This window comes from Nostoc sp. C057 (assembly GCF_013393925.1).
Classification (GTDB): domain Bacteria; phylum Cyanobacteriota; class Cyanobacteriia; order Cyanobacteriales; family Nostocaceae; genus Nostoc; species Nostoc muscorum_A.
In genome coordinates this window covers 7,300,399-7,324,809 of record NZ_CP040281.1, presented here as the reverse complement: position 1 = coordinate 7,324,809, position 24,411 = coordinate 7,300,399, and the positions used below count along the sequence as shown (strand labels likewise).

The following is a 24,411-nucleotide window of genomic DNA, read 5'->3' as shown; positions in this document are numbered from 1 at the left end:
CTGACTTCTGACTCCTTAGTGCTGAATTCTTATGACATTTTTCAGTTGCCTATTTAAATTTCATCTAGTTGCTTGGGTAAAATAGTTCCCTTAGCACCAAGCATTCGGGTATATATTTTCCCTTGCTGATTATGGGCGATGACATCAACAACTAAACTCGATTCTGTCTTTGATTTTATTTCACAAGAAACGTAAAATATTTCATCAAATGGAACGGCAGCAAACTGTTCAAAAGTCTTGATTTCTGAAGGCAAACAAGCTACCTGATAAAAATGCTGTGCCCAAATCCAAAATGCATGAATCTGCACATCTGCAATGTAGGGATTGAATGTTTGGACTGGGAATTGTCCTTGTTGTCTTTCTCCAGGCTCTGGCAAGTAGCATTCTATGGTGATCTTGTCCAGAGTGGTATTTAAAACAGATTTTACACCTTGAAAGGTAAATCCGTGAAATAAGCTAGCTGCCCCATTTTGATAAAGTGATGAAGTCGTCGCGGTGATTTTATGATCCTGGCTTAAGTTCATAAATTCGTGTGTTGGGGCAATAAGAACTTCCCGCTTCAATTTCATCTGACTACTAAAATGATAACGGATTTTACCTTCTGGAGTTTTACTCCAGATTTTGGCATCAAAATCTATCTCATTGATATCATATTTAGCAATTTCTTGCAATTCTAAAGTGTATTTAGTTGCTAAATTTTCATCAAATATTAGTCCCTTCAAAACTTTATAGTTTGTACAACTGAAGGCTTTATAACCAGGATAGATTTGTTCGCAAGCGTTAGCAATCCACAAGAGTCCACAAGTCGCGGGGAGAACTGGATAACCAGCAATTACATGATCTTGTAAAAATGGATTAGCTGCTAATGTTAGTTGCCTCTGAATCCGAAAAGTTCTCAACTCGCTTGGTAGCTTTTCTGGGATATAAACTAAAGGGCTACCAATTACAACTTGCACAGTTTCTTGATTGGTGTTAGCTAATTCATCAACTAACATTTCTGTACCAATATCAACAGGAATAGTCTCGATATTCCGTTCAGCAAAAGCTTGCTTTAATTCAGGAGAAACCATACCACTATCCCAAGGGCCCCAATTAATCGCTACTACATGAGAATGGGGATGGTTGCGTTTGACAAGGTGGGCTGATTTGTTGAGAATTTCATTAGCGATCGCATAATCTGACTGTCCCACGTTTCCGTAGAAACCAACTACAGAAGAAAACAGGACTAAATAATTCAGTTGGCTAGGTGTTACACAGCGCAACAGGTTTTCTAGACCTTTAACTTTGGCTGTGTAAACTGTTTCAAAATCTTGGACTGATTTTTTCTCAATCCGCTTATCAGCTAGATTTCCAGCCCCGTGAATAATTCCTGTTACCGGGCCAAAACGCTTGACAGCATTAGCAACTTGCTCCTGAAGTGCGATCGCATCAGTCACATCAACATTCAAATATTCAGCCTTTCCACCCGCCTGGTTGATAGCTTGTAAGGTTGTAGCAATTTCGCGACTAGATGAAATAGCGTTAAACTTTTTCTGCACCATTGCAGGTGTGGGTTTTTCGCCTTTGGCGAAGAAATCCTCCATAATCCGCTTTTTCAAATCTGCTTCGCTTAAGTAACCTTCAGTCCATACGGGTTCTGGATCGGCGGCGGAACGACCCACCAAGATAAATTTGCATTGATAACGCTGCGCTAGTTTAATCACACACTGAGCCGTTATCCCTTTCGCACCGCCACTTACGAGAAATACTTGGGATTTGGCATTAGGGATGGGGAAAACGTTTGAGGAAAAGGTGCTGGGTGCAAAGGAGATTCCACCGATTTCCTGCTCTCTATTTTTTTGTTCTTCCTGTTCACATACTAGGGTTACTCGCTCTTGTGAGTTATATCCCACTTCCACGACTAATAGATTTGGGTCGTGAAGTTCGGCGAAGATATGCTGTGCTGATGTTTCGGCATCTAAATCAGGACTGAGGTCGATCGCTCGGCAAAATACAGATTCCCATTCCTGGTTCAAACTTTTGGTGAGTCCAAATAGTCCAGCGCCAATTGCACCAAAGTTAGTTTTTTGCCCTAGTCCAAATTCACCATCCAGACGAGCCACAGTTACAAAACTACTACGTCCTTGAAGTGCTGCTTGATTGAGTGGTTCTTTGAGATATTTGGCGATGAGAAAGACATGGCGAAGGATGGCTTTTTCTGATTCCAGATAGCGAACATGGTTGCTGATATCGTCGTGAGTGGAAGGATTCAGATGGATAAATGTAGCTATTTGTCCATAGTTAGTAGCGATCGCTCCTAACTGTTCTTGCAAATGCTCCTCACTCAAATCTGTAAGCACCACACGGCTAATGCCTTCAGGTAACGGAGATTGTTTAGCAATGACGGTTGGAGGGAAAGTTAAGACAACGGTTTTCCAGCCGCGTTTGAACAGAGTCTCAGCTAGTTTCGCCGTAGTCAGAGAACCATCATCGGTAAGCAAGGCGATATGGTTATCGGGTAATGTGAAATCTAAAACATCAGGTTCGGGAAGATATTTGAGTCTGACAGGACTACGAAAAATTGAGGATTGGGGATTGGAAATTGGGGAAAACTCTTCTCCCCTGCTCCCGGCTCCCGGCTCCCCTACTTCTTCCCCAGTCCCTAGTCCCTTTTCTATATGTGCAACAATTTCTCCAAGGGTACGTAATTGAGCCAATGCTTCTGAAGTCAGCTTGGGTAAATCCGGGTATAGTTCTAGCAACGCTTCGATAATTTCCACAAGCTTGACAGCATCAATTCCCAAATCTGTCTCAATATCCATCGACAAATCTAACATTGTCGTCGAATAGCCTGTCTTTTCACTAACGACATTGAACACAATGTTAGTAAGCTCTGGAGATGAGGGGGATGGCGGGGATGAGGAAGGTATTGCTGTTACTCCTCCATTTCCCTCATCTCCCTCATCTCCCTTATCTTCCCCATCTCCCTCTGCTCCCTGCTCCCTGCTCCCTGACTCATTTGGGGCGTTGACAAAGCCCACCGCAGGTATCGCACCAGAAATCTCAGATGCAATTTTCCCCATATATTCAGCTATTTGAGCCAGCGTGCGTAGTTGTCCTACTTCTTCGGGATTCGGCTTGGGCAAATCGGGATATAGTTCTAACAACGCTCCGAGAATTTCTACACGTTTGATCGAATCAATCCCCAAATCTGCCTCTATATCCATCGTTAGCTCTAACATCTCCGTTGGGTAGCCTGTTTTATCACTAACGACGTTAATCAGAGTTTGGCTCAGAGCGGCTTGATCGATGATTACTGGTGGGGGTGGGGGTGCGATCTCTACAGGTGCAGTATTCTCCTTTAATGGAGTAATATCCAGAAATGCTGTTGCTTGATGATGTGCGCCATTACCATTACCATTTGTGCCGTTACCATTAGTTGAAACTGGCTCAGATTTAGTGGCAAATCCGTTACTCGGCAAAGCAACTGGTGCAGTCTCCCGAACAGGGTTATCCTCTTCGACTGGTGGAGCTACTGGACTTGGTTGATAATTGACTGGCGGTATCAGACTCTGTTGATTAGTATTGCTGGGCGACGGTTGATAATTTCGCTGAAGCAATTGGAAAAAGTTGTTAGTGTATTCTTGCTGATAGTTGAGATATTGCTCATGGATACGGAGACTATCAGTTTGATGCTCGTGAAACCGCATGATACTGCGCTCTGAACTGGAGACTACTAGTTGCTGTGTTTCTGTATGTGGTTCGCTGAATTTACTATTTCCCCACAACGCATGTTGTTGCTCCATGAGTTGGAAGAAGGTTTTAGTATATTCTGTCTGATTGTTTAAAGATTGTTCATGAACCTGCAAGATTTCATGTTGATTGCGACTGAAATCAATCAGGGAGTATTCTAAGTTATCTATAGCTCTTAAATAACTTAGAGGAAGTTCTGAACTAGGTTGCAAAGACTTGATATCGAGTTGATCTGATTGCCCGTTCTGCACAGATTTCACTCCACCGTTGACTGTTACTTTCTCTGCTGAATGAGAGGGGGTAGCTGTTACTGAGTGAGGTTTATTGCCATTTCCAAAGGTAGATTGACCGTTGACAGCTACCTTCTCTACGGAATGAGAGGGGTTAATTTTATTGCCATTGCCAACGGTGGATTGACTGTTAACTGATACCTTCTCTGTGGATTGAGAAAAGTTGGGTTTATTACCGTTCGCAACGTTGGGTTTCACTTCATGCCCATTTTGCATAGCTTTTTCAAAGGACTGCTTGGTTTTATCTGATACAAAGTTGGTGCTATTTAAACGGACATTCAAGAGCTGATTTGGAGAAGCTTCTGGGATTTTATACTCCAGTTGATAGGGGTCTAAGTTTTGCAAAGGTAATCCAGCAACGCGCAACTGTAGAACAGCTTGGCGCAAAGTGCGATCGCTATCTTTGAGATGACTAGCATTTAAAGCTACAGCTAAATGAGGGCGATCGCCCAGGATATCTTTTACCAAATTGGTGAGAACACTTCGCGGCCCAAATTCAATAAAGCAGTAACCGCCTTCAGCATAAATATTTTCAATTTCTTGCTTAAACAGCACCTGATTCTTTAGGTGATCTTTGAGGATTTTTTGAATGACTGGCGGCTCATTTGGGTAACGCTTCCCGGTAACATTTGTATAAACCGGGATTTGTGGCTCATTAAAAGTAACTTTCTCAATTGCTTTGGCAAAGGGTTGCTGTGCATAAGCCACTAATGGAGTGTGAAAAGCTGCGGAAACTCCCAACAAAATGCTAGAGAACCCTTGAGTTTTCAGAGCCTCCTGTACATTAGCAATTTCAGCTTTCGTCCCTGCTAACACCATCTGATTTGGAGAATTCAAGTTAGCAATGGTGACTTGCGGGAAATTCTGAATTAGTTCTGTAACCTGATTTACATCCCCTTTCACCGCCAACATCACTCCCGCATCCAATAGAGGATCTTTTGGTGCAGCCATCGCTTGACCTCTAGCTTTGACCAAGAACAGGTAATCTTTCTCACTCAAAACTCCCGCAGCCCACAAAGCAGTCAGTTCTCCAAAACTATGTCCAGCCACGAAATCTGGCTTAAACCCAGCTTGTTGCAATATCTTGTACAAACCAGCGCTAAAAGCTCCAATGGCTGGCTGTGCATATTCTGTTTGCTGCAACGCCTTCATCTGGGCAGTCTTTTGATCTAGATCAAACACAGGGTTCGGGAAAACAACCTCCGAAAGGGGCTGCAAACCGTCTTCGCGTAAAAGGTTATCAATTTGAGCATAAGTCTGCCCCAAGTCAGGGAAGTTGATCGCGAGTTCCCGACCCATTTCTAAGTATTGCGAACCTTGCCCAGAAAATAGGGCAACCACCTTCCCCTCTGTTTCTATGCCAGTTTTGCGATAGTAAATTCCTTGGGGATATTCCCATGATTCTGCTTGCAGTTTGCTTGTGAGCAAGTCAATACTTGTTTGCAGCAAGTTACAAGCTTGAGTGAGAGAATCAGCAACAAACCCAAGTCTGGCATTTGTAACCGGAATTTCTAAAGATTGAGAAGCCGCAATCAATTCTGTATAAAGCTGTTCTCCCGTATCAGATTGCAATTGCTGTCTAATTTCTTGAATGCGCGATAACAATTCTTCAGGTGTTGACGCAAATAGCAACACCGACTGAGAAGGTTTGTGTAAACGATAGGGTTGCTGATGTTGACTGGTGTATTCTTCCAAAACGACATGATAATTTGTGCCACCAAAGCCAAAAGAACTTACCCCTGCACGTCTTGGTTGGTCATCGCCGCTAATCCAAGGTCTGGTTTCGGTATTTAAATAAAATGGAGAACTATCAATATCTAATTTAGGATGCGGTTTGGTGACATTAATCGTGGCTGGTAATACTTTGTGGTGTAAAGCCAAAGCCGTTTTGATCAAACTTGCCGCACCCGCAGCAGCTTTTGTATGTCCAATCTGCGATTTGACAGTTCCAAGAGCAATATGCTGTTTTTTGGGATTGTTCTCGCCAAAAACTTCTTTTATAGATGAGAATTCGGCGGGGTCTCCAGCCATAGTACCAGTGCCATGTGCTTCAATCAAACCAACACTTGTAGGCGAAAATCCGGCATCTTCGTAAGCACGATGTAAGGCTCTCATTTGACCTTCTGGACGCGGTGCATAGATGCTTTTATAGCGCCCATCGCTAGAAGTGCCAATACCTTTGATGACTGCATAGATTCGGTCATTATCTCGCTGGGCATCTTCAAGGCGTTTCAGGACTAACATTCCCACACCTTCGCCTAGCATCATCCCATCAGACTCTGCATCGAAAGGTTTGACATTCTCACCTTGGGAAACAGCAGGAGTTTTGCTGAAGCACATGTAGGCCATAATTGAGTTGTCGGTGTCAACTCCGCCAGTGATCATCATATCGGCTCGATGCTCAGTTAGCTCACTAATTGCCATTTTGAGGGCACCCAATGAACTCGCACAGGCGGCATCGACTACACAGTTAGTCCCGCCCAAATCTAGGCGGTTAGCAATTCTTCCTGTAACTACGTTTGCGAGCATACCGGGGAAGGCGTTCTCATCCCACTGCACATAAGCACTTTTGATTTTCTCAATGATTTTTTGTGCATCTTCATCAGATAAGCCACTGCCTTTGAGAACTTTTTCCCAGATTGGGTACTGCATTCTCGCAGTCAGAGGAACCGCCAACTGCCTACCTAGTGCCACACCTAAGATTACACCAGTACGTTGGCGAAGGCGATCGTAGATATCGCAACTAAACTGTCGAGATTCGCCGTAACCTGCATCTTCCATCGCTGCTTTCGCAACAATCAAACCTAGCAATTGCGATATATCTGTAACTTCTAGGCTGTTGGGTGGCAGTCCAAATTCCATCGGATTGAAATTGACATCCGGGATAAATCCGCCTCTTTTACAATATGTTTTATCTGGTGTTCTGGGGTTAGGATCATAATAATCCTCTACACTCCAACGCGAAGGGGGAACATCAGTAATACAATCAACTTTATGAATTATTTTTTCCCAATATTCCTGTAAATTTTTTGATTGGGGAAAGATAGAAGCCATCCCAATAATTGCAATATCTGTTTTTTGCTGAGGTCTATTTATTTCGCTGGTTAACGGTGCATTCTCAACCATAACTTTTTTCACCTGTATGAGCTTGAGTAGAGCCTGTTCACAATTGCTAACTTCTTCTTGCAACTGCGCTAAAACAGCTTCAATTCTAGAAGCAGTCATGACTTTTTCTTCACTATTAGATTTTTGAGATGTAAAGATGATAATAAAATTACCATCTCTACAAATAGAGAAAGACGCAATTATTTTTTAGGTAAGGCTAGGGGCTATTGATGGTAAGCGATATGCCTTTACTTGAGGTTCAGAAGCCATAAACAAAACTTCAAGAGATTTTAGTGAGGATATCCTGAAGTCTAAATGTAGAATTCAGATTTCTTTTGGGCTAAAGAATTGCTCTAAATTGGAAATGGCTTCAACATTACAACATAAGTTGTTAATCAGATATAAATTGGATGTTTTCATCCAGCTAACATCTTAACTTATCAATTGTAGTTAATATTAGGCTGTTTAATTCTCCATTACAATTGATATACAACTTATATACAACGGTATCGCTCTTGAGAGGTAAAATGTTATTGGGCATAATTTATTAGTCCATGTCAATAACGGTACTAGTAATCTGTCAACCCGAACTCTTTTTGTCTCTGACTCTGTGTTCTCTGCGTCTCTGTGGTTAATCTCATTACATTTGCTGGGTAAATAAGTTTCTAGTTAGGCTTTTCTAAGCACTTTAACGATTAGTGCAAACCCTAAAAAATAGCTTAGAAAAGTGCATTTTCTGATTGCAATTGGATAAATAGATCAGAACCTACATATAAACTTATACAGAATCATTCTCGGAATTAAAATTGTCATCTGTCTTATTACTTATCGCCTGGTTTTGAGCAGCAGCTAATATCTTTTGCTCAAGCCTACTAATACTAATTCCCAGCTCAGAAGCTTTTTTTGTTTTCCACTCTTCTAGCTCACAATCATGTTGATTGAGCCATTCACGCACGGCAACGCGGGCCATCTCAGCTTTGCGAAGAGTCTGGCGAGCTGCATGAAAAATCAGTCGCTGGTTATCAAAGCTTGGCAATGAGAGCATGAATCGCTGTAGTTTCATTTTGTATAGGGTCTTTGGGGGGCGATCGCTGTTACTCACATAACTATTAGAACTCTTTTCAATTAGTATGTCACATAACAAAAATACATTACTCGAATTGCATACAAATTGCATATATATTCAATTTAGCAATCACAGTTTACTCGAAAAAATACTGAGAAAAAGTATTAAAATATCAACAACGTTAGCCTCTTATTAATTTATTTACTTATTGAAAAATAGAGATGATACCCAATTAAATAAGCTAAGTAACCGTGAGGCAATGCTATAGTTTTTACATCTATCCCAAAGTCGATTTATTTTTTTTAAAGATTATGTATTAATCAATAAGATATTTTTTAAGGATTTTTATTCTTAAAGAAGTAATTCTGTCTTCAATGTAACAATAACCACTAGTAACTATATCTAAAGAATGAAAAACACTAGCGGACAACAGACCCATCATTAAGCAAAGAGTTATTTTGATATGCTGAGTAAGAGCGAGGACATAACAGTGTTAAAAAGTGATCAAAGATCGCAATTATTTCTCATGAATTTTGTCGATGATATTGCTAGCTGTTTCTATTCACAAATGTTGCATATAGATTGCAATTGAGTATCAATCAGTTTATCGTGAGTGATTAAATAATGTAATTCAATACTGTTTGTTTAAGAAGATGGAGAGATACATGAATAGGGAGAATTAAATATAAATTCACCTGATTGCTGGTCACTCTATACATTCATAAACGCGCAGTATGAAATGTGATTTAATGCAATGATCCGTATTGTATGAAGCCTTCTGCATAATTAGACTGTCACGAAAATATAAGGGTTTGCTGGCATGAGACTATCTGAGCTAGATCCACTCATCCCGCTAATTGAGTTAAGAGAAGAACTCCTGAAGCTACCAAAAGGCTACTCATTTTATGAAGATGAACTGGTAGATTTTTTATCTCGACGAAGATGGCCTGAAAGTAATCGCCGCATTGATCGGACAACTTTCTGGCGGTGGAGAAATGACAACGGCATTGAACATCAAAAAGTATTTAGTCGATTGGATATCTTGAAACTCTGCCAAATTTGCGACCACTATCGCATAGATGGAACTCGCAACGAATATCTGGCGATCGTTAAAAGTAAAAAAGAGGCAGTTCTTAACAAATAAAGCTACCTCTGGCTAGATACATAAAGTACCAAACGGCTTCATCCAGAGTTGATTTACTAACGGATTGATGGATCAATATGATTGATGTTAGTAATATCTAGCTTGGGAAGCTCCTAACCCCCCTTCACGAGAGGGGGGCTTAATTCACTAATTCAAAATAGTCACTTTTACCCGCTTCAAGCTGAATTAGAGTGTTCATCTTGGCATGATTAAGGTCTAATTTCATCTCTGCTATTTCTGAATAATTTGGAAAGACCTTGTTCTCAGACATCGCTAATTTGGAATAGGTAATTATGGTACAAAAACACAAACATTCATTCATCAAACCATTCATTAAACCTGTAGTTTGGTGGCCAGTTATATTAGCAACTACTATGACTGTAGCTACTGGTACAGCCTCTTTCTATACCTTTTCACGATTTCAGTTGTCCTCGAAAGTACAGCCTATAGCTACCCCACGTAGTTCTCCTAAAAGGACTACTATTGCAGCATTAGGACGTTTAGAACCTCAAGGAGAGGTTATTCGTCTATCGGCTCCAGAGTCCCAAGGGGGTGTTAGGGTAACAAAACTTATGGTAAACAAAGGAGACAGAGTACGACAGGGGCAAGTAGTTGCAATGCTTGACAGTTACTTTCCTCGTCTTGCAGCTTTAGAAAAAGCCCAACAACAAGTCTTAGTTGCTCAAGCTAGTCTTAACCAGGTAAAAGCTGGCGCAAAAGCTGGAGATATATCTGCACAAAAAGCAACCATTGCTCGTTTAGAAGCTGAGTTGCGCGGAGAAACTTCTGCTCAAGAAGCAACGATCGCTCGCTTACAGGCTGATTGGCGGAATGCTGAAAGCGAAAATCAGCGATATCAGCAGTTATATAAAGATGGTGCGATTTCAGCCTCCGACGCAGATACTAAACGTTTGCGAGTCGATACAGTTCAACAGCAACTCAATGAAGCTAAAGCTTCTCTCAAGCGCACTATAGAAACTCTTCAAAAGCAGTTAATCGAGGCCAAAGCCAGACTCAAGAGTATTGCTGAGGTTCGTCCTACCGATATAGCAACAGCACAGGCTGATGTTGAAAGTGCATTAGCCTCAGTTAACCAGGCTAAGGCAGAGTGGGATTTAAGTATTGTGCGATCGCCCATAACCGGGCAAATCATGAAAATTAATACTTGGCCTGGAGAAATTATCGGCACTACAGGAATAGCTGATTTAGGTCGCACACAACAGATGTATGTGGTAGCAGAAGTCTATGAAACTGATATTAAAAAAGTCCGTATCGGTCAGTCGGCGATTATTACTAGCGATGCTTTACCAGGGAAATTACGAGGAAAAGTTACAGATATTGGTTTACAAGTTGGCAAACAAAATATCTTTAATAACAACCCTCAAGCAGACACAGATAACAAAATAGTTGATGTAAAAATTCGTATTGATAATCTTCAAGATAACCAGCAAGTTGCTGGTCTGACTGATTTACAGGTAGAGGTAATTATTGATATTTAGAACTTCTCAAGAAAGCTTTGTTAACTCATTGAACATCCCTACCCTACCTAATACTAATTCGTAATTGGCTACGCTTTAACAGAAAATCCTTGATTTAAACAAAGCATTCTTTCTTAATTTAGTCTAATTTTCATCTTTGAGGTTTACTAAATGATTCTCAATATCCCCTTAGCTTGGTTACAATTAGCCAGACAAAAAATTCGCTTTCTTGTAGCTTTAGCTGGGATTGCTTTTGTTGCAGTTCTCATGTTTATGCAAATTGGTTTCCAAGCTGCTCTTTATGACAGTGCTACGCAGTTGCATAAGAATCTAGAAGGAGACTTATTTTTAATTAGTGCCCAATATAAATCTTTAACATCAAATCAGAGCTTTTTTCGTTCGAATTTATATCAAGTATTAGGTTTCGATAGTGTAGAATCAGTTAGCCCTTTATATGTACAATTTGCCAAATTTAAAAATCCCAACAATGGTTTAAAATTTCCATTATATGTGCTGGGATTTGACCCAGTTAAATCAGTTTTTAAATTTCCAAATATTGAAGAAAAACTTGATTTAATTAGAATTCCTAATGTCGTTTTGTTTGACCGCGATTCTCGTCCCGAATTTGGAGCGATCGCTAAAGATTTTGAACAAGGTAAAGTTATAAAAGTTGAAATATTCAGCTACACTGGATTAGTTGGTTACAAAGTTAAGATTGGTGGTTTATTTCGCCTCGGACCTTCTTTTGGTGTTGATGGGAATTTAATCGTTAGTTCTTCAACTTTCCTCAGAATATTTCAAGACCGTCCGGCACAAAAGATAGATATAGGATTAATTAAACTCAAACCTAATACCGACCAACAAAAAGTTTTTGCAGATTTATCAGCCAAGTTACCCAAAGACGTAAAAGTAATTACTCGCAAAGATTTTATTGCTTTGGAAAAAACTTATTGGTCCCTTAGAACACCCATTGGATTCGTGTTTAATCTGATGGTATTAATGGGGTTTGTTGTTGGTGTGATCGTTGTTTATCAAATTCTTTATAGTAATATTTCTAGTCATTTAACTGAATATGCAACCTTAAAAGCAATGGGATTCAAAAACAAATACTTATTAAGTGTAGTTTTTCAACAAGCTTTAATCTTAGCATCTCTAGGTTATATTCCAGGTTTGGCTATATCTATAGCCTTATATGATGTCTCAAAAAATGCTACCAAATTACCAGTTATAATGAGTACAGATAAAGCCATTCTAGTATTAATCTCAGCAACATTAATGTGCTTAACTTCTGGATTCTTATCTACAAACAAACTCCGAAATGTAGATCCAGCCGATATTTTTTAATTTTACATAGCAGTCCGCTTTAATTTCTGTTCGTGCAGCGCAAGTGCGATAGATAGTTAATAGACAATAAAGCTCTTTGAGTTGTACCTAGCTTCGCAAAAATCAAATATGAGTCATATATATCTGAGAAAATCATGAAAACAAAGTTTATTGTGAATATTAGCGATCTGAATCACTACTTCGGCGAGAAAAAAGTACGAAGTCAAATATTATTCGATATTAATTTTAATATCAAATTTGGAGAAATTGTGATTATGACTGGGCCATCAGGTTCAGGAAAAACAACTTTACTAACTTTAATTGGTGGGTTACGGTCTGTCCAAGAGGGAAGCCTTAAATTTTTAGGTCAAGAGCTTTCTGGAGCTAGTAACGAGCAATTAGTTAAAGTACGCCGCCACATTGGATATATTTTCCAAGCTCATAACTTATTAGATTTCTTAACAGCCAGACAAAATGTTCAAATGTCGCTAGAATTACACAAAAATATTTCTGAATGGGAAGCTCGCAGTAAATCAGAAGCTATACTAAATGCGGTTAAATTAGAGAATAGAGTTAATTATTACCCATCTGATCTCTCAGGGGGACAAAAACAACGGGTAGCAATTGCTCGTGCTTTAGTAAGCCATCCAAAATTAGTTTTAGCTGATGAGCCCACAGCTGCTTTAGACAGTAAGACAGGCAGAGATGTTGTCACCCTAATGCAGAAATTAGCTAAAGAACAGAATTGTGCTATCTTAATGGTCACTCACGACAACAGAATTTTAGATATTGCCGATCGCATAATTCAGATGGAAGATGGTTATCTGGTCAAAGAGGTTTGTCATCTACCAAATGGATGATAACTAAATACCTGTAAAATCTGAATATGCCTTTAGGAATACTAATTTAGTTTAATTTTGGTACAATTATCCAGCATAGAAGTACAGGGTAAAGAATTTGTATTAGTTATTATAGTGAAACAATATTCCTTAAGTCTAGAATAAGACACATCTAGAGTATGAAGTTATAAGTTATCAGGTGAAATAATATTGTAGAGTATTTTTAAATATAGTCTATTGACTTTTTTTACGAGCATTTATTTAGCTGCTTAAGTTTATAATATGTATCTAAAAATAACTAAAGAACAAATAAAAAGATAAACTCATCGAAAAATCCAAAAATCGTTGTACTTATTAGGATTGGTATGGAAGTTTATGCTTAAAGATTTGATTTTTTGTCTAAAAGAAGCAGCTTTATACCTTCTATTCAAAAAATCTCGAACACCTCAAGATCCTTCTGAATGTTTTGTGAACCCTGCCTGTGGATGTGCTAATCCAGGGCAATATATCCAGTGTGAAGATTGTGATTATCTTGAGTCGTGCTTATCGGATTGTAAGCTGCAAAACGTTTCGTTATTTTCATGTTCACAGACTAAATTTAATTAATGTAAAAGTAATGCCTGCGATAGAAGTAGGTTTAGTCCTATGGTAGAAGTGCGACAAAAAACTAGCTGTTATGTTAATTAGGAATGAAAAAACAATTCATAATAAGTAATTAAAAAGTAGAACGCAAGTGAATATAAATATTTTTACATCAGTAAGATTAATTTTTATTCCTTGCTTTTTTGTGAGCAAGCGACTTTGCCCATAGCTTCTTAATCATAAATAAGTAATTACTGATTATGAATTAGTTTGAATCTGACGAATATTTATGTGTTATGGGAGCTTCAAATGCTTTCAATTTTTCCAACACAAACTAAGTGAAAAAATTCTGAATCTATCTTGCTTGTCAAAAGTTATCTAACTTAGCACTGGATTAAGTAGAAAATATCAGTTTTGAACATCAACCAACCACAGAAATCTAAAATATAAACGGAACTATGACCATGAAGCCTTTTGATTTATCTAAAACTGTTCTGGCTACTGTCTTTGCCATCAGTTTCGCTTCTGTATCCTTACCTCCTTCTGTTTTTGCCCAAAGCGGAGGCTCAGGTAGTGGAGGTTCTAGTAGTGGCAGTAGTTCAGGTACTGGAACTACAGGTACTGGAACTACAGGCACTGGCTCAGGTACTGGAACTACAGGTACTGGTTTAGGTACTGGAACTACAGGCACTGGCTCAGGTACTGGAACTACAGGTACTGGTTTAGGTACTGGAACTACAGGCACTGGCTCAGGTACTGGAACTACAGGCACTGGCTCAGGTACTGGAACTACAGGTACTGGCTTAGGTTCTGGAACTACAGGCACTGGCTCAGATACTGGAACTACAGGCACTGGCTCAGGTACTGGAACTACGGGTAATGGCTTAGGTTCTGGAACTACGGGTACTGGCTCAGGTACTGATACCACAGGTACTGGAACTACGGGTACTAGCTCAGGTACTGATACCACAGGTACTGGAACTACGGGTACTAGCTCAGGTACTGACACTACAGGTACTAATAGGAATGCAGGTATTACAACTTCTGAAAGAACTAGCGATCGCGGTTTCGATTGGGGTTGGCTAGGTTTACTTGGTCTAGTCGGTTTAGCAGGTCTGGCTCGTAATCGTGATAAAGTCCGGGCTTATAGCGATCCTAATGAAGTAACGGGTACTCGTTCTAGATAATATTCACCACACTGTAGGAAGCGTACAGCCGTTATTTTTGTCAAGTTCAGGTTAGGTCAGTAGGGGCACAATATATTGATATTGCGCCCTTTTTATTACATCCCAGTTTACTCAAGTCGAACTACTGCCTTGCCCAATGAAGATTACATTTGCCAAAACTTGTATTTTTGTTAGCGCCCGCACCAGACGTTGAGCTTGATGTTTATAAAGTGGTATTGGCAATACTCCAGGCAAATTATTCATCCATTGCCTAGCAGTAGCCAAACTACATCCTGTAATCAAAACTATTTCTTCAGCACCATAGATAAGAGCATTTGTAGTCAGAGCTTTCTCGATCTCCACCTGCCAAAGGCGAGGCAGCATTTCACCCCATTCGATTCGCTGCAAACTACTGCTTGTGGCTAAAACAATCAAGCGATCGCCAGCATAGAGCTTAACATCATACCAGGGCATCAAGGAATAATTGTCTCGCCGATATTTATGGTAGAGAATCGGCACAACACTGTAGCCAGATGCTATTTCAGATAGAAGCAACCCATTGAGGGTATCACCTTCTTCAATCTTGTATTCTGTCACCATGACTATTTGCTCGCTCAAGTGAAACAAGCTCAAAACATTTTCCCCAAAGGCAGCACAAGCAAAGACTTCCGCAGATAAAGCCGCGCCACATAAAACTTGGGCATAGGGAAACAGAGGGGCGATATTATCACTAAAATGGCGATCTTGAGAGCGGATAATCAAGCTTGTGGCGGGGTTCATTGCATGAGCCATCAAACCAATTTCTAGATTTTCCATATTATCGTCCCCCACTAAAATGATGCTTTTAGCATGGGAGAGATTCACCTTAGCTAGTGCTTCGGTAGCATTGCCAATAATCAGGGGCATATCTGGTAAAGTGCCTGGATCGAGAGTGGTAGTATGAATTCCTACTAACGGCTGATTGAGTTCTTGCAAAAGAGCAGCAACTTTCTGTCCCAAGCGATTTAAGCCAATAATCACTACATGGTTGCGTTGTGGTATGGGAGGACGAGACTTGAAAAACTGGAATCTGGAAGTGACAAGAGCATCAGTTACCAGTGCATATAATACTCCCACGAAAGCTTGACCTGTCAACGTGAGTCCCAGACTAAAGAACCGCAACCACCAAGGGATATGATCTGAAGGTTCAGATTGCGATCTAAACTCAACACCGCCAAATAAATCACCGTATCCTCCCAAGAGCAACACTGCTGTTGCATAGAAAGCTTCTTGCAGGGTGATGTCAGGATAATACAAGCGGTAAAGAATTATTCCAACGAACCATAGGATAAGTACGGTAATCCCATAAATTGTTGCAATTCGCCGAATTTGATTTTGGCTTTGGTAGTAAGATTGCCAAAATTGTAATATTTTTTGCTTAAGATTCTTCGCTGTGATACTTTGAAGAAACTCTTGCCACTGCCAACTTTGGCGATGAGATTTATTTGTATATTGCTCAGAAAAAGCCAGTTCGTATGCAACATCAATGTAAACGAGTGTGTCTCCTACCTGCACTTCTGCTTCTGGGTTCCATCCAAACAATTCTTTGAGGGGATCGGATGAAACGGTTGTGTGACTCAAAATGCGGCGAGTTGTGAGATTGAGTCTATGTACTGGCTTGCCATTGCACCAGCTATCCTTCGCTTGTACTTGGTGCTTGATTACTTGCAATAGTTGTCCTTCTATGGTAAAGTAACCAATCGCTTCAGAACCGAGAGATGCTAAAGCAAAGGCATGAGCAGAGAGATGGGTAGGCTCAAAGGCAACAAAATTGCCTAGGTTTTCGGACAAAAGTTTGTTGAAGTTTTGCTTGTCAGAACGTACAATCAGGCGAACGTGGGGATTAAGTCGCCGTGCTGCAAACGCTGCTTCTATATTTATCCGCTCATTTCTTGTGACTAAAAGTATTGAACGACATTGCCTTATACCTGCTTGCTCTAAAACACTTGGCTGGCGGCAGTCTCCTATGATTAATTTTTCTAGTAAGCTTGGTACTTCTGGGACTTCCCAATGTTCGAGTTGTACATCGTCAATGGCGTTAACTTTAACATCATATTCCTTTAGGACTGCAACACAATGCTGCCCTAAACTTTGGAGTCCGCATACTAAGAAAAGGTCTTGGGGTTTTTTGGGATTGGTGCTAGCAGGGGGATACACTTTCTGTTGATGGCAGCATTTAATACTGCTAACAGTACATGTTTGGTAGAATTATATCTCACCATTCACGTAAGCGCTTGAATTAGTCCCTAATCCATCTTCACGACAAGCTGGTTTTGAGGGTTTGTAGTAAGCACTTTAGTGCTTGAATATTTGAGGACTAAAGTCCTCACTACAAGCGTATTTATCCCTCAAATTTCATGAGACAGACCACTAGCAGAATTGACATCCAAAAATAACGTAGCTTGGGATTGTTGACGGAGAATAGAAGCCGGACAATCTGTAGTTATAGCTCCTTGCAACATTTCTTTTACCACATTCGCTTTACGTTTTTCTGGAGCAAGACAGATAATTTTTTTAGCTGAACAAATCGCCGAGATGGTGACAGTAAAAGCATATTGTGGGACAGTTTCTAGATTTGGAAAGTGACCTGTACTTACTTGTTGCTGACGGTTCACTGTATCCAGTTTTACTAGTTTCACACTATAAGGATCTTGAAAATTTGTTACTGCTGGATCGTTAAAAGCCAAATGTCCATTTTCGCCAATCCCAAGACAGCATAAGTCTATTGGTTGTGCTTGCAATAGTTTGGTGTAGCGATCGCACTCGTTTACTGGTTGCAGTGTATCACCTTCTATATAGTGAAATACTTTAGGAACAACCCGCTTCTCTACACGTTCTCGCATATAGCGCCGGAAACTGGCAGAATGGTCAGCAGGAATTCCCAAATATTCATCTAGATGGAACAGAATAATCCGTGACCAATCTACACCACCCAATGCAATCAAAGCATCGAGAAATTTGAGTTGGGAGTTACCTGTTGCTAACAATACAGCAGCTGTATCCTGTTGTTTGAGAACTTGCTGTAAATGCTTTTGGGCGATTTCGGCAACATCTTGGGCCATTTCGACTTCAGAGTTGTAAATCTGCACCAGTAAATCATCAACGCGAAAAAAGTTTGTAGCGGCTAGCATTTGCTTACATAGAAGGTTATCAATTATACGGTAGTTTTTTGAGAAGCTCTACCTGTCTACCTTGACATAGCTTATCCAGTATAGATTTTAGGATTTAGCAGATTAATTTATCGCTTTTTGCGCTGTATAAAGGCAAAAAAACAATGTAAACTATTTAAATTAAGTTAACAATTATTTACATTTTACCAAAAAATCATGCTAGCTGCAATTCTCTTTGACCTCGACGGCACTATTGTCAATACTGACCCCATACACTACCGAGCTTGGCAGGAAATGCTGTTAAATTATGGCATAGAAATTGACGAAACATTTTATAAATCCCGAATTAGTGGGCGACTAAATCCAGAAATTGTTAAGGATATTTTGCCACAATTATCAACAGCAGAAGGGCAGAAATTTGCAGACGAAAAAGAGGCGTTTTTCCGCAAACTCGCCTCGAATCTTAAACCATTGGATGGATTTTCTGAACTACTAGCATGGACAAAGACACATCAATTAAAGCGGGCATTAGTAACTAATGCACCTAGGTTAAATGCAGAATTTATGCTAGAAGTATTAGGAATAAAAGAAGCTTTCCATACAGTTGTTTTAGCGGATGATTGTGTAGCAGGTAAACCTGACCCTGCACCCTACCAAGTCGCCCTGAATAAATTGGCAATTACAGCAGAGGAAGCGAGCGCATTAGAAGACTCTCCCTCTGGTATTCGGGCGGCGGTGGGCGCAGATATCCGCACTATTGGCATCGCTTCTACCCATGATCCGCAAGCTTTACAAGAAGTCGGTGCATTTATGGCAATTCCAGATTTTACTGATTTGCAGTTGTGGACATTGCTCAACTCACTCATTGAGCCAGATTTAAGTGCGATCGCTTCTAACCTGTAAACGCAAAATCTGAGAATATTGAGAGTAGAGATGCAAATTTTTGCGTCTTTACTTATTTTTCCGCCAAAATCGCGTAAATTTCTCGTTTAACTTGCTCTAAAAGCTCACGCACCCGGTTTATTCGCTCCACATTGCCACTACGAGCAACTTGCACTACAACAGCAGCTAATTCTGTTGCAGCATTCCGCAACTCAATAAACTCTTGGGGCTTACCTGTCACGAAACTTTTGACGGTATCCCAAGGAGTATCTGAAGTTTCTTGTTGGGCACGTTCTGCCAATAATTTTCTACCTTCATCGGTAATCGTGTAAATGCGTTTGCCACCTTCCTGCGCGCTCTTGAGATAACCCCCTTCTTCCAGCAATTGGAGTGTGGGATACACTGAGCCAGGACTAAGGCGACGGAAACCACCATAACGAGTTTCCATCTCTTTAATCAGGTCGTAACCATGACTAGGATGCTCGGATAACAATTCCAGCAGGATGAACTTGATGTCACCCCGACGAGTCCGATGTTCATCTCCCCAACCACGACCAAACATTTCATTACCAAAGTGTTTGTCATGATCTCTACCATGATGTCTACCATGCCCAAACCAAGACCTGACAAGCAAGAAATCGTCTTCGTTAACTCCTGCCCATGCAGGTGTACCAAAGCGTGAACGAAAGTCTCTAAACATAAATCAATCTCAAATCAACTTTCTCTAATATACGATATATCGGAATATATCACGATATATCGGAATAGAATTTTGATGAAGATTTTTGAAGTAAGCAATTGTGCCAACGCAAACCCGGATTTCTCACCACACCTTGAATGGAGGAGTAGTGAGTAAGGAGTAATGAGTAATGAGTAAAATTCTTAACCTATTACTTATTACTCATTACTTATTACTTATACGCAAAGCAGCTTGTGAGAAATGCGGGGCAAAGCTTCCAAAGGGAGAAGACTCGCTCATAGTGTTGCTATCAATACAGTTCAGATAAGACCAAAACACTTGTAGAGACGGCGATTGATCGCGTCTCTTAGGCTGTGCGTAAACGTTCAATATCCCTGATCGGCGGCGCACCGAACATACGGGAATATTCGCGGCTGAACTGTGAGGGGCTTTCATAACCCACCTGATAGGCAGCATTCGCTGCATCAGAGTTTTCGGCAAGCATTAGACGACGTGCTTCTAATAGTCTTAATTGCTTTTGATATTGAAGCGGACTCATCGATGTCACTTTCTTGAAATGGTGATGGAAAGATGAAGAAGACATACTTGCCTGCCCAGCTAGCTCCTCAACCCGCATCGGCTTTGTAAAATCAGTCTTGATGAGTTTTATTACCTCGGCGATACGCTGCATATTGCTGCCAGATGTCGCTATTTGGCGGACAGCTTCGCCCTGTTCACCCATTAAAAGGCGATAATAGATTTCGCGGATAATCATCGGCGCAAGAATTGGGATATCCTGGGGCGTATCCAAAAGCCGTGTCAGTCTCATAGCGCAATCGAGCAACGGTGCATCGATGGTGCTGACAAATAAGCCTCTGACAGAGTTCTTCTTCTCCTCAATCTCACTGGTTTGAGCAGTAATAATATCGCAGAGTTGACGTGGATCTAGATTCAGCTTGAATCCTAAATAGGGTTGCTCTGGGGTTGCCTCAACGATAAATGCGCTCAATGGCAAATCAACCGACACTACCAGATATTGAGCCGCGCCATAACGATAGGTTTCCTCACCCAGCAACGCTTCCTTTTTGCCCTGAACAAGGATGGCGAAGATAGGTTCGCAGACACCTTGTAGTGAGGTGGAAGCAGAAGATTCTCGCTGAAATTCCAGCTGTTCAATAGCTGTTTTATGAAAACCGTCCCCTTTGCCATCAGTGTGACGAGTGACTAGTGCCGCCAATTCTTGACATTGATGAGCGATCGCACTTTGGTTTATGACTTGGTTGATGATTTTGATCGTCACAATGTTCTTCGATTAATTTAATCATCGTCTTGTAGGCATTGTAGAACATCGATTTGGAGAATTAGGCAATAAAGCGCGAGGTCTGTGTATTCCAAACCTTTGCACTTACTCATACGATGAACACATCCAAAATTTAAATTAACCTCAACAGAGGGAAAAATAACCATGTTAAACGTAGAAAATAAAGTCATTGCTATCACTGGGGCCAGTAGCGGCATTGGTGAAGCCACCGCTAAGTTACTCGCTAAAAATGGTGCAAAAGTCGTTTTAGGGGCACGGCGCACCCAAAAGCTAGAAAAGATTATCGAGGAGATCCGTAACCAGGGTTACATAGCGGAATTCAAAGCGGTGGATGTTGCGAATCGTGAGGATATGAAAGCGTTCATTCACTTCGCCAAAGATAAGTTTGGTCGTGTCGATGTCATTTTCAACAATGCAGGTGTGATGCCTCTATCGCCGATGAATGCCTTGAAAGTCGAGGAGTGGGACAACATGATTAATGTGAATATCCACGGCGTATTGAATGGTATTGCTGCTGGTTTACCAATCATGGAAGCGCAAGGCGGTGGACAGTTTATCAATACCGCCTCCATCGCCGCGCACATGGTGGGGCCTACCAGTGCGGTTTATTCCGCAACAAAATTTGCTGTTTGGGCCATATCCGATGGATTACGTCAAGAATCGAAAAATATTCGCGTGACAATAATATCCCCTGGCGTGGTTGAAACTGAACTCGGTTCTGATATCACAGACGAAGCAGCAACAGGCTTCTTGAAAGAACTTCGGAAAATCGCACTCACCCCAGATGCGATCGCTAGAGCCGTATTATATGCTGTATCCCAACCGGATGATGTTGATATCAATGAAGTGATTGTTCGCCCGACGGCAAGCCCATTCTAAGGCTAGGAACGTATGTGAAAGGGAATGTGGGTATTGAAGGCAGGGGGAAGGGTGCAGAGGAGGGGAATTTTCTCCCTGCTCCTTCTCTTGGAGCGATCGCGGCAATTATCCCAGCCCAGAGTAGTAGTTAGAAAATACTTGTATTATAAATTGCAGCTTATTAACTTTTATGCCCTATTTTATTTAGCAAAAAGTATATTTTATAACATAAAATATATCAGTCTCGGCAGCCATAGCATTTTTAAGTCTAGATTTCAACTCTTCTTAAAAAATTCACGAAAATCAAATATCTAGTAAAAATACGTATGCCATTTTAAGTCTTCTCACTATATGAATAGTAGAATTAGCCCATAGAGGAGAAGACAGTGACACTCTTAAACCAAGCTCAAGTAGAGCAGCTAAAGGAAATAACCACACATTTACGACAAGTAAGGCAAGAAAAAGCCATACGCATAGAAGAAATTGCCGCTCAAACACTGATTAGAGCAGGTGTTTTGCACGCTTTAGAAGAAGAACGATTTGAAGAATTACCTGAGCCTATTTTTCTTCAAGGCTTCATCCGTCGCTATGGAGATGCTTTAGGACTGGATGGAAATGCTTTATCACATACTCTTATAAGCAATCCAGTAGTCCGCCAAGACCCCAAGAACGATCATAATAATTCTGACAACAAACCAAATACATACATACCTCTTGTCGTTACCTACATTCTGTTATTAGTAGCTGCATCTGCTGGTCTTTTACATATACTTAATCCACCACAAATTACATCTGAATCTCTGACTCCAGAAGTCAATAATCAACAGTCAATAGTCAGCAATACTAACAAATTGACAGAAAAGTAAGTACGTTGGCGCAATTAAAGCTAGCTGGCAAGGCTGTCATTTGTCCTTTGTCATTGGTCATTAGTAAAGACTTTAAGCCTGTTTACGTTTCGTAACATAATTGGTTTATTTCTGCTAACTTACTTAGAGGAAGTGGCGAGTGAAGGATAAGAATTAATCACCAATGACAAATGACAAATGACAAATTCAAGATATTTGTGGTTTACGCAGATGCCAAGTAGTAGCTTGTTCATAAGCGTAAGCTACCTGAAACAATTGGTCTTCTCGGAGTACATTGCCAATTAGCTGTAATCCTATTGGTAAACCCTGGTCATCAAAACCACATGGCAAACTTAAACTAGGTAAACCAGCAAGATTCACAGGAATAGTCATCAAGTCAGTTAAATACATACTCAAGGGGTCAGTAGTTTTTTCCCCTGCTTTAAATGCTGTAGTGGGAGATGTGGGACAAACTAACACATCAACCAAGCCAAAAGCCTTTTCAAAGTCTTCCTTAATTAAGGTGCGGACTTTTTGCGCTTTCAGGTAATAAGCATCGTAATAGCCAGCAGAAAGGGCATAAGTGCCGATCATAATCCGGCGTTTGACTTCTGTACCAAAACCAGTGGCACGAGTACGAGTATACATTGATAGTAGATTATCGGCATCAGGAGCGCGGTAGCCATATTTAACGCCATCGTAACGAGCCAAGTTTGCTGACGCTTCAGACGGGGCGATAATGTAGTAAGTGGGTAAGCCATATCGAAAGCGGGGACAGGAAATTATATGAATCTCTGCTCCCAAACTTTGTAATACGTCTACTGCTTTGGTAACAGCTTGTTCCACTACAGAATCTAAACCTTCACCAAAAGTTTCTTTAACGATCCCAATCCTTAGCTGACCTCTGGGTTTGAAGTCTGGTTTGAACTTGCTGGCATAGTTGGGAATGGCAACTTTTAGACTGGTAGAGTCTTTAGGATCGTGACCTGCGATCGCATTTAATAATATTGCCGCATCTTCTACTGTGTTTGCAAATGGCCCAATTTGATCCAAAGACGAAGCGTAAGCCACTAAACCATAACGAGAAACCAAACCATAAGTTGGTTTCATCCCCACCACACCGCAGAAAGATGCAGGTTGACGAATTGAACCACCGGTATCAGAACCGAGAGCAACTACACACTCTTGGGATGACACCGCCGCCGCCGAACCCCCCGAAGAACCACCTGGAACTCGTGACAAATCCCAAGGATTAGCCGTGACTTGGTAGGCAGAGTTTTCTGTGGAACTACCCATTGCAAACTCATCTAAGTTGGTTTTGCCTACCATTACCGCCCCAGCATCTGCCAGTTTTTGCGTCGCCGTTGATTCATAAGGCGGCACAAAATTCTCTAGAATTCGGGAGGCGCAAGTGGTAGGAATTCCCTTAGTACATAAATTGTCCTTAATCCCAACAGGAATGCCTGCTAGTAGCCCGATTTCTTCCCCGGCAGCAATTTTGGCATCCACAGCACCCGCCTGCTCTAATGCCCGTTCTGCGGTAACACATAAAAAGCTATGTAATTTCGGCTCTAACGCTTCAATGCGCTCTAAAGCTTCTTGGGTAATTTCAACGGCAGAACGTTCTTTTTTAACTAGTTGTTGGTGCAACTCGCGGATGGATGCCATGATTGCTCTCTTTGTGACTCAAGTCATTGATTTTAGTACATATTGACTGAGATTGGGAATGGGAAATGGGGAATGGGGAAGAGGACTTTGGGACAAGGAGAATTGGGGACAAGGGGAAAGACTTGTTTCAAGTTCTCACCCCTTCTCCCGAATGGCACGCTTGTTAATCGCAAAGCCCTGATATAACTTGCTTTTTGAGTGTGGGGAGTGGGGGAAGTGTGGGGAGAAAGAGGAGAAATTGAATAACTGCATATCAACAAATGCTGCATTGCCTCCCCATCCTC

General features: G+C 40.9%; 15 protein-coding genes. 8 read left to right on the top strand and 7 right to left on the bottom strand.

The features are described from left to right. Positions 1-53 precede the first annotated feature (53 nt). Both FD724_RS30910 and FD724_RS30905 read right to left on the bottom strand, forming a co-directional pair. Positions 54-7,247 (bottom strand): type I polyketide synthase, encoded by a 7,194-nt coding sequence (locus FD724_RS30910; RefSeq protein WP_179075258.1) that lies wholly within the window; start codon positions 7,245-7,247, stop codon positions 54-56. A gap of 658 nt (positions 7,248-7,905) precedes the next feature. Continuing rightward, positions 7,906-8,172, bottom strand: a complete 267-nt coding sequence (locus FD724_RS30905) for a hypothetical protein (RefSeq protein WP_163929791.1) — start codon at positions 8,170-8,172, stop codon at positions 7,906-7,908. Positions 8,173-9,013: 841 nt separating this feature from the next. On the opposite strand from FD724_RS30905, the gene FD724_RS30900 reads away from it, so the two are divergent. The 5 genes from FD724_RS30900 (at position 9,014) to FD724_RS42180 (ending at position 14,746) form a co-directional block, all read left to right on the top strand. Beyond that, on the top strand, positions 9,014-9,337 hold the full coding sequence (locus tag FD724_RS30900; RefSeq protein WP_114080674.1) for a hypothetical protein: 324 nt from the start codon (positions 9,014-9,016) through the stop codon (positions 9,335-9,337). 293 nt (positions 9,338-9,630) lie between these two features. Next, complete coding sequence (locus tag FD724_RS30895; protein WP_179075257.1) at positions 9,631-10,836, top strand: ABC exporter membrane fusion protein; 1,206 nt, start codon at positions 9,631-9,633, stop codon at positions 10,834-10,836. A 150-nt stretch (positions 10,837-10,986) separates the two neighbouring features. After that, positions 10,987-12,159: an ABC transporter permease DevC gene (devC, locus tag FD724_RS30890; RefSeq protein WP_179075256.1), complete on the top strand. Its 1,173-nt coding sequence runs from the start codon at positions 10,987-10,989 to the stop codon at positions 12,157-12,159. Positions 12,160-12,293: 134 nt separating this feature from the next. Then, a complete protein-coding gene (locus FD724_RS30885) occupies positions 12,294-12,998 on the top strand; it encodes a DevA family ABC transporter ATP-binding protein (protein ID WP_179075255.1) in 705 nt (234 codons plus the stop codon). A 1,019-nt stretch (positions 12,999-14,017) separates the two neighbouring features. Beyond that, on the top strand, positions 14,018-14,746 hold the full coding sequence (locus tag FD724_RS42180) for a WGxxGxxG-CTERM domain-containing protein (protein WP_256874406.1): 729 nt from the start codon (positions 14,018-14,020) through the stop codon (positions 14,744-14,746). Between the two features lie 111 nt (positions 14,747-14,857). On the opposite strand, the gene FD724_RS30875 is transcribed toward FD724_RS42180, so the two are convergent. Both FD724_RS30875 and FD724_RS30870 read right to left on the bottom strand, forming a co-directional pair. Beyond that, positions 14,858-16,921 (bottom strand): TrkA family potassium uptake protein, encoded by a 2,064-nt coding sequence (locus tag FD724_RS30875; protein ID WP_179075253.1) that lies wholly within the window; start codon positions 16,919-16,921, stop codon positions 14,858-14,860. Positions 16,922-17,112: 191 nt separating this feature from the next. Further along, positions 17,113-17,895, bottom strand: coding sequence for a glucosamine-6-phosphate deaminase (locus FD724_RS30870; RefSeq protein WP_179075252.1), 783 nt, complete (start codon positions 17,893-17,895; stop codon positions 17,113-17,115). A 195-nt stretch (positions 17,896-18,090) separates the two neighbouring features. Between FD724_RS30870 and FD724_RS30865 the strand changes: the two genes are divergently transcribed. After that, positions 18,091-18,777: an HAD family phosphatase gene (locus tag FD724_RS30865; RefSeq protein ID WP_179075251.1), complete on the top strand. Its 687-nt coding sequence runs from the start codon at positions 18,091-18,093 to the stop codon at positions 18,775-18,777. Positions 18,778-18,829: 52 nt separating this feature from the next. Here FD724_RS30865 and FD724_RS30860 read toward each other — a convergent pair whose 3' ends face one another. Together FD724_RS30860 and FD724_RS30855 are read right to left on the bottom strand one after the other, a co-directional pair. Continuing rightward, on the bottom strand, positions 18,830-19,456 hold the full coding sequence (locus FD724_RS30860; protein ID WP_179075250.1) for a PadR family transcriptional regulator: 627 nt from the start codon (positions 19,454-19,456) through the stop codon (positions 18,830-18,832). Between the two features lie 346 nt (positions 19,457-19,802). Next, positions 19,803-20,738 carry an AraC family transcriptional regulator gene (locus FD724_RS30855; protein WP_179075682.1) on the bottom strand — a complete coding sequence of 312 codons (936 nt, stop codon included), beginning with the start codon at positions 20,736-20,738 and terminating at the stop codon, positions 19,803-19,805. 162 nt (positions 20,739-20,900) lie between these two features. Between FD724_RS30855 and FD724_RS30850 the strand changes: the two genes are divergently transcribed. Together FD724_RS30850 and FD724_RS30845 are read left to right on the top strand one after the other, a co-directional pair. Next, complete coding sequence (locus tag FD724_RS30850) at positions 20,901-21,635, top strand: SDR family oxidoreductase (RefSeq protein WP_179075249.1); 735 nt, start codon at positions 20,901-20,903, stop codon at positions 21,633-21,635. Positions 21,636-22,000: 365 nt separating this feature from the next. Next, positions 22,001-22,480 carry a helix-turn-helix transcriptional regulator gene (locus FD724_RS30845; protein WP_114080686.1) on the top strand — a complete coding sequence of 160 codons (480 nt, stop codon included), beginning with the start codon at positions 22,001-22,003 and terminating at the stop codon, positions 22,478-22,480. A 186-nt stretch (positions 22,481-22,666) separates the two neighbouring features. On the opposite strand, the gene gatA is transcribed toward FD724_RS30845, so the two are convergent. Beyond that, entirely contained in the window at positions 22,667-24,127 is a 1,461-nt protein-coding gene (gatA, locus tag FD724_RS30840) for an Asp-tRNA(Asn)/Glu-tRNA(Gln) amidotransferase subunit GatA (protein WP_179075248.1), read from the bottom strand. Positions 24,128-24,411 lie beyond the last annotated feature (284 nt).

Excerpts from the sequence above, each read along its gene's own strand:
- FD724_RS30910 (WP_179075258.1), bottom strand. The coding sequence starts at position 7,247 with ATGACTGCTTCTAGAATTGAAGCTGTTTTAGCGCAGTTGCAAGAAGAA.
- FD724_RS30905 (WP_163929791.1), bottom strand. The coding sequence starts at position 8,172 with ATGCTCTCATTGCCAAGCTTTGATAACCAGCGACTGATTTTTCATGCA.
- FD724_RS30870 (WP_179075252.1), bottom strand. The coding sequence starts at position 17,895 with ATGCTAGCCGCTACAAACTTTTTTCGCGTTGATGATTTACTGGTGCAG.
- FD724_RS30860 (WP_179075250.1), bottom strand. The coding sequence starts at position 19,456 with ATGTTTAGAGACTTTCGTTCACGCTTTGGTACACCTGCATGGGCAGGA.
- FD724_RS30900 (WP_114080674.1), top strand. The coding sequence starts at position 9,014 with ATGAGACTATCTGAGCTAGATCCACTCATCCCGCTAATTGAGTTAAGA.
- FD724_RS42180 (WP_256874406.1), top strand. The coding sequence starts at position 14,018 with ATGACCATGAAGCCTTTTGATTTATCTAAAACTGTTCTGGCTACTGTC.
- FD724_RS30865 (WP_179075251.1), top strand. The coding sequence starts at position 18,091 with ATGCTAGCTGCAATTCTCTTTGACCTCGACGGCACTATTGTCAATACT.
- gatA (WP_179075248.1), bottom strand. The coding sequence starts at position 24,127 with ATGGCATCCATCCGCGAGTTGCACCAACAACTAGTTAAAAAAGAACGT.
- devC (WP_179075256.1), top strand. The coding sequence starts at position 10,987 with ATGATTCTCAATATCCCCTTAGCTTGGTTACAATTAGCCAGACAAAAA.
- FD724_RS30895 (WP_179075257.1), top strand. The coding sequence starts at position 9,631 with ATGGTACAAAAACACAAACATTCATTCATCAAACCATTCATTAAACCT.
- FD724_RS30850 (WP_179075249.1), top strand. The coding sequence starts at position 20,901 with ATGTTAAACGTAGAAAATAAAGTCATTGCTATCACTGGGGCCAGTAGC.
- FD724_RS30885 (WP_179075255.1), top strand. The coding sequence starts at position 12,294 with ATGAAAACAAAGTTTATTGTGAATATTAGCGATCTGAATCACTACTTC.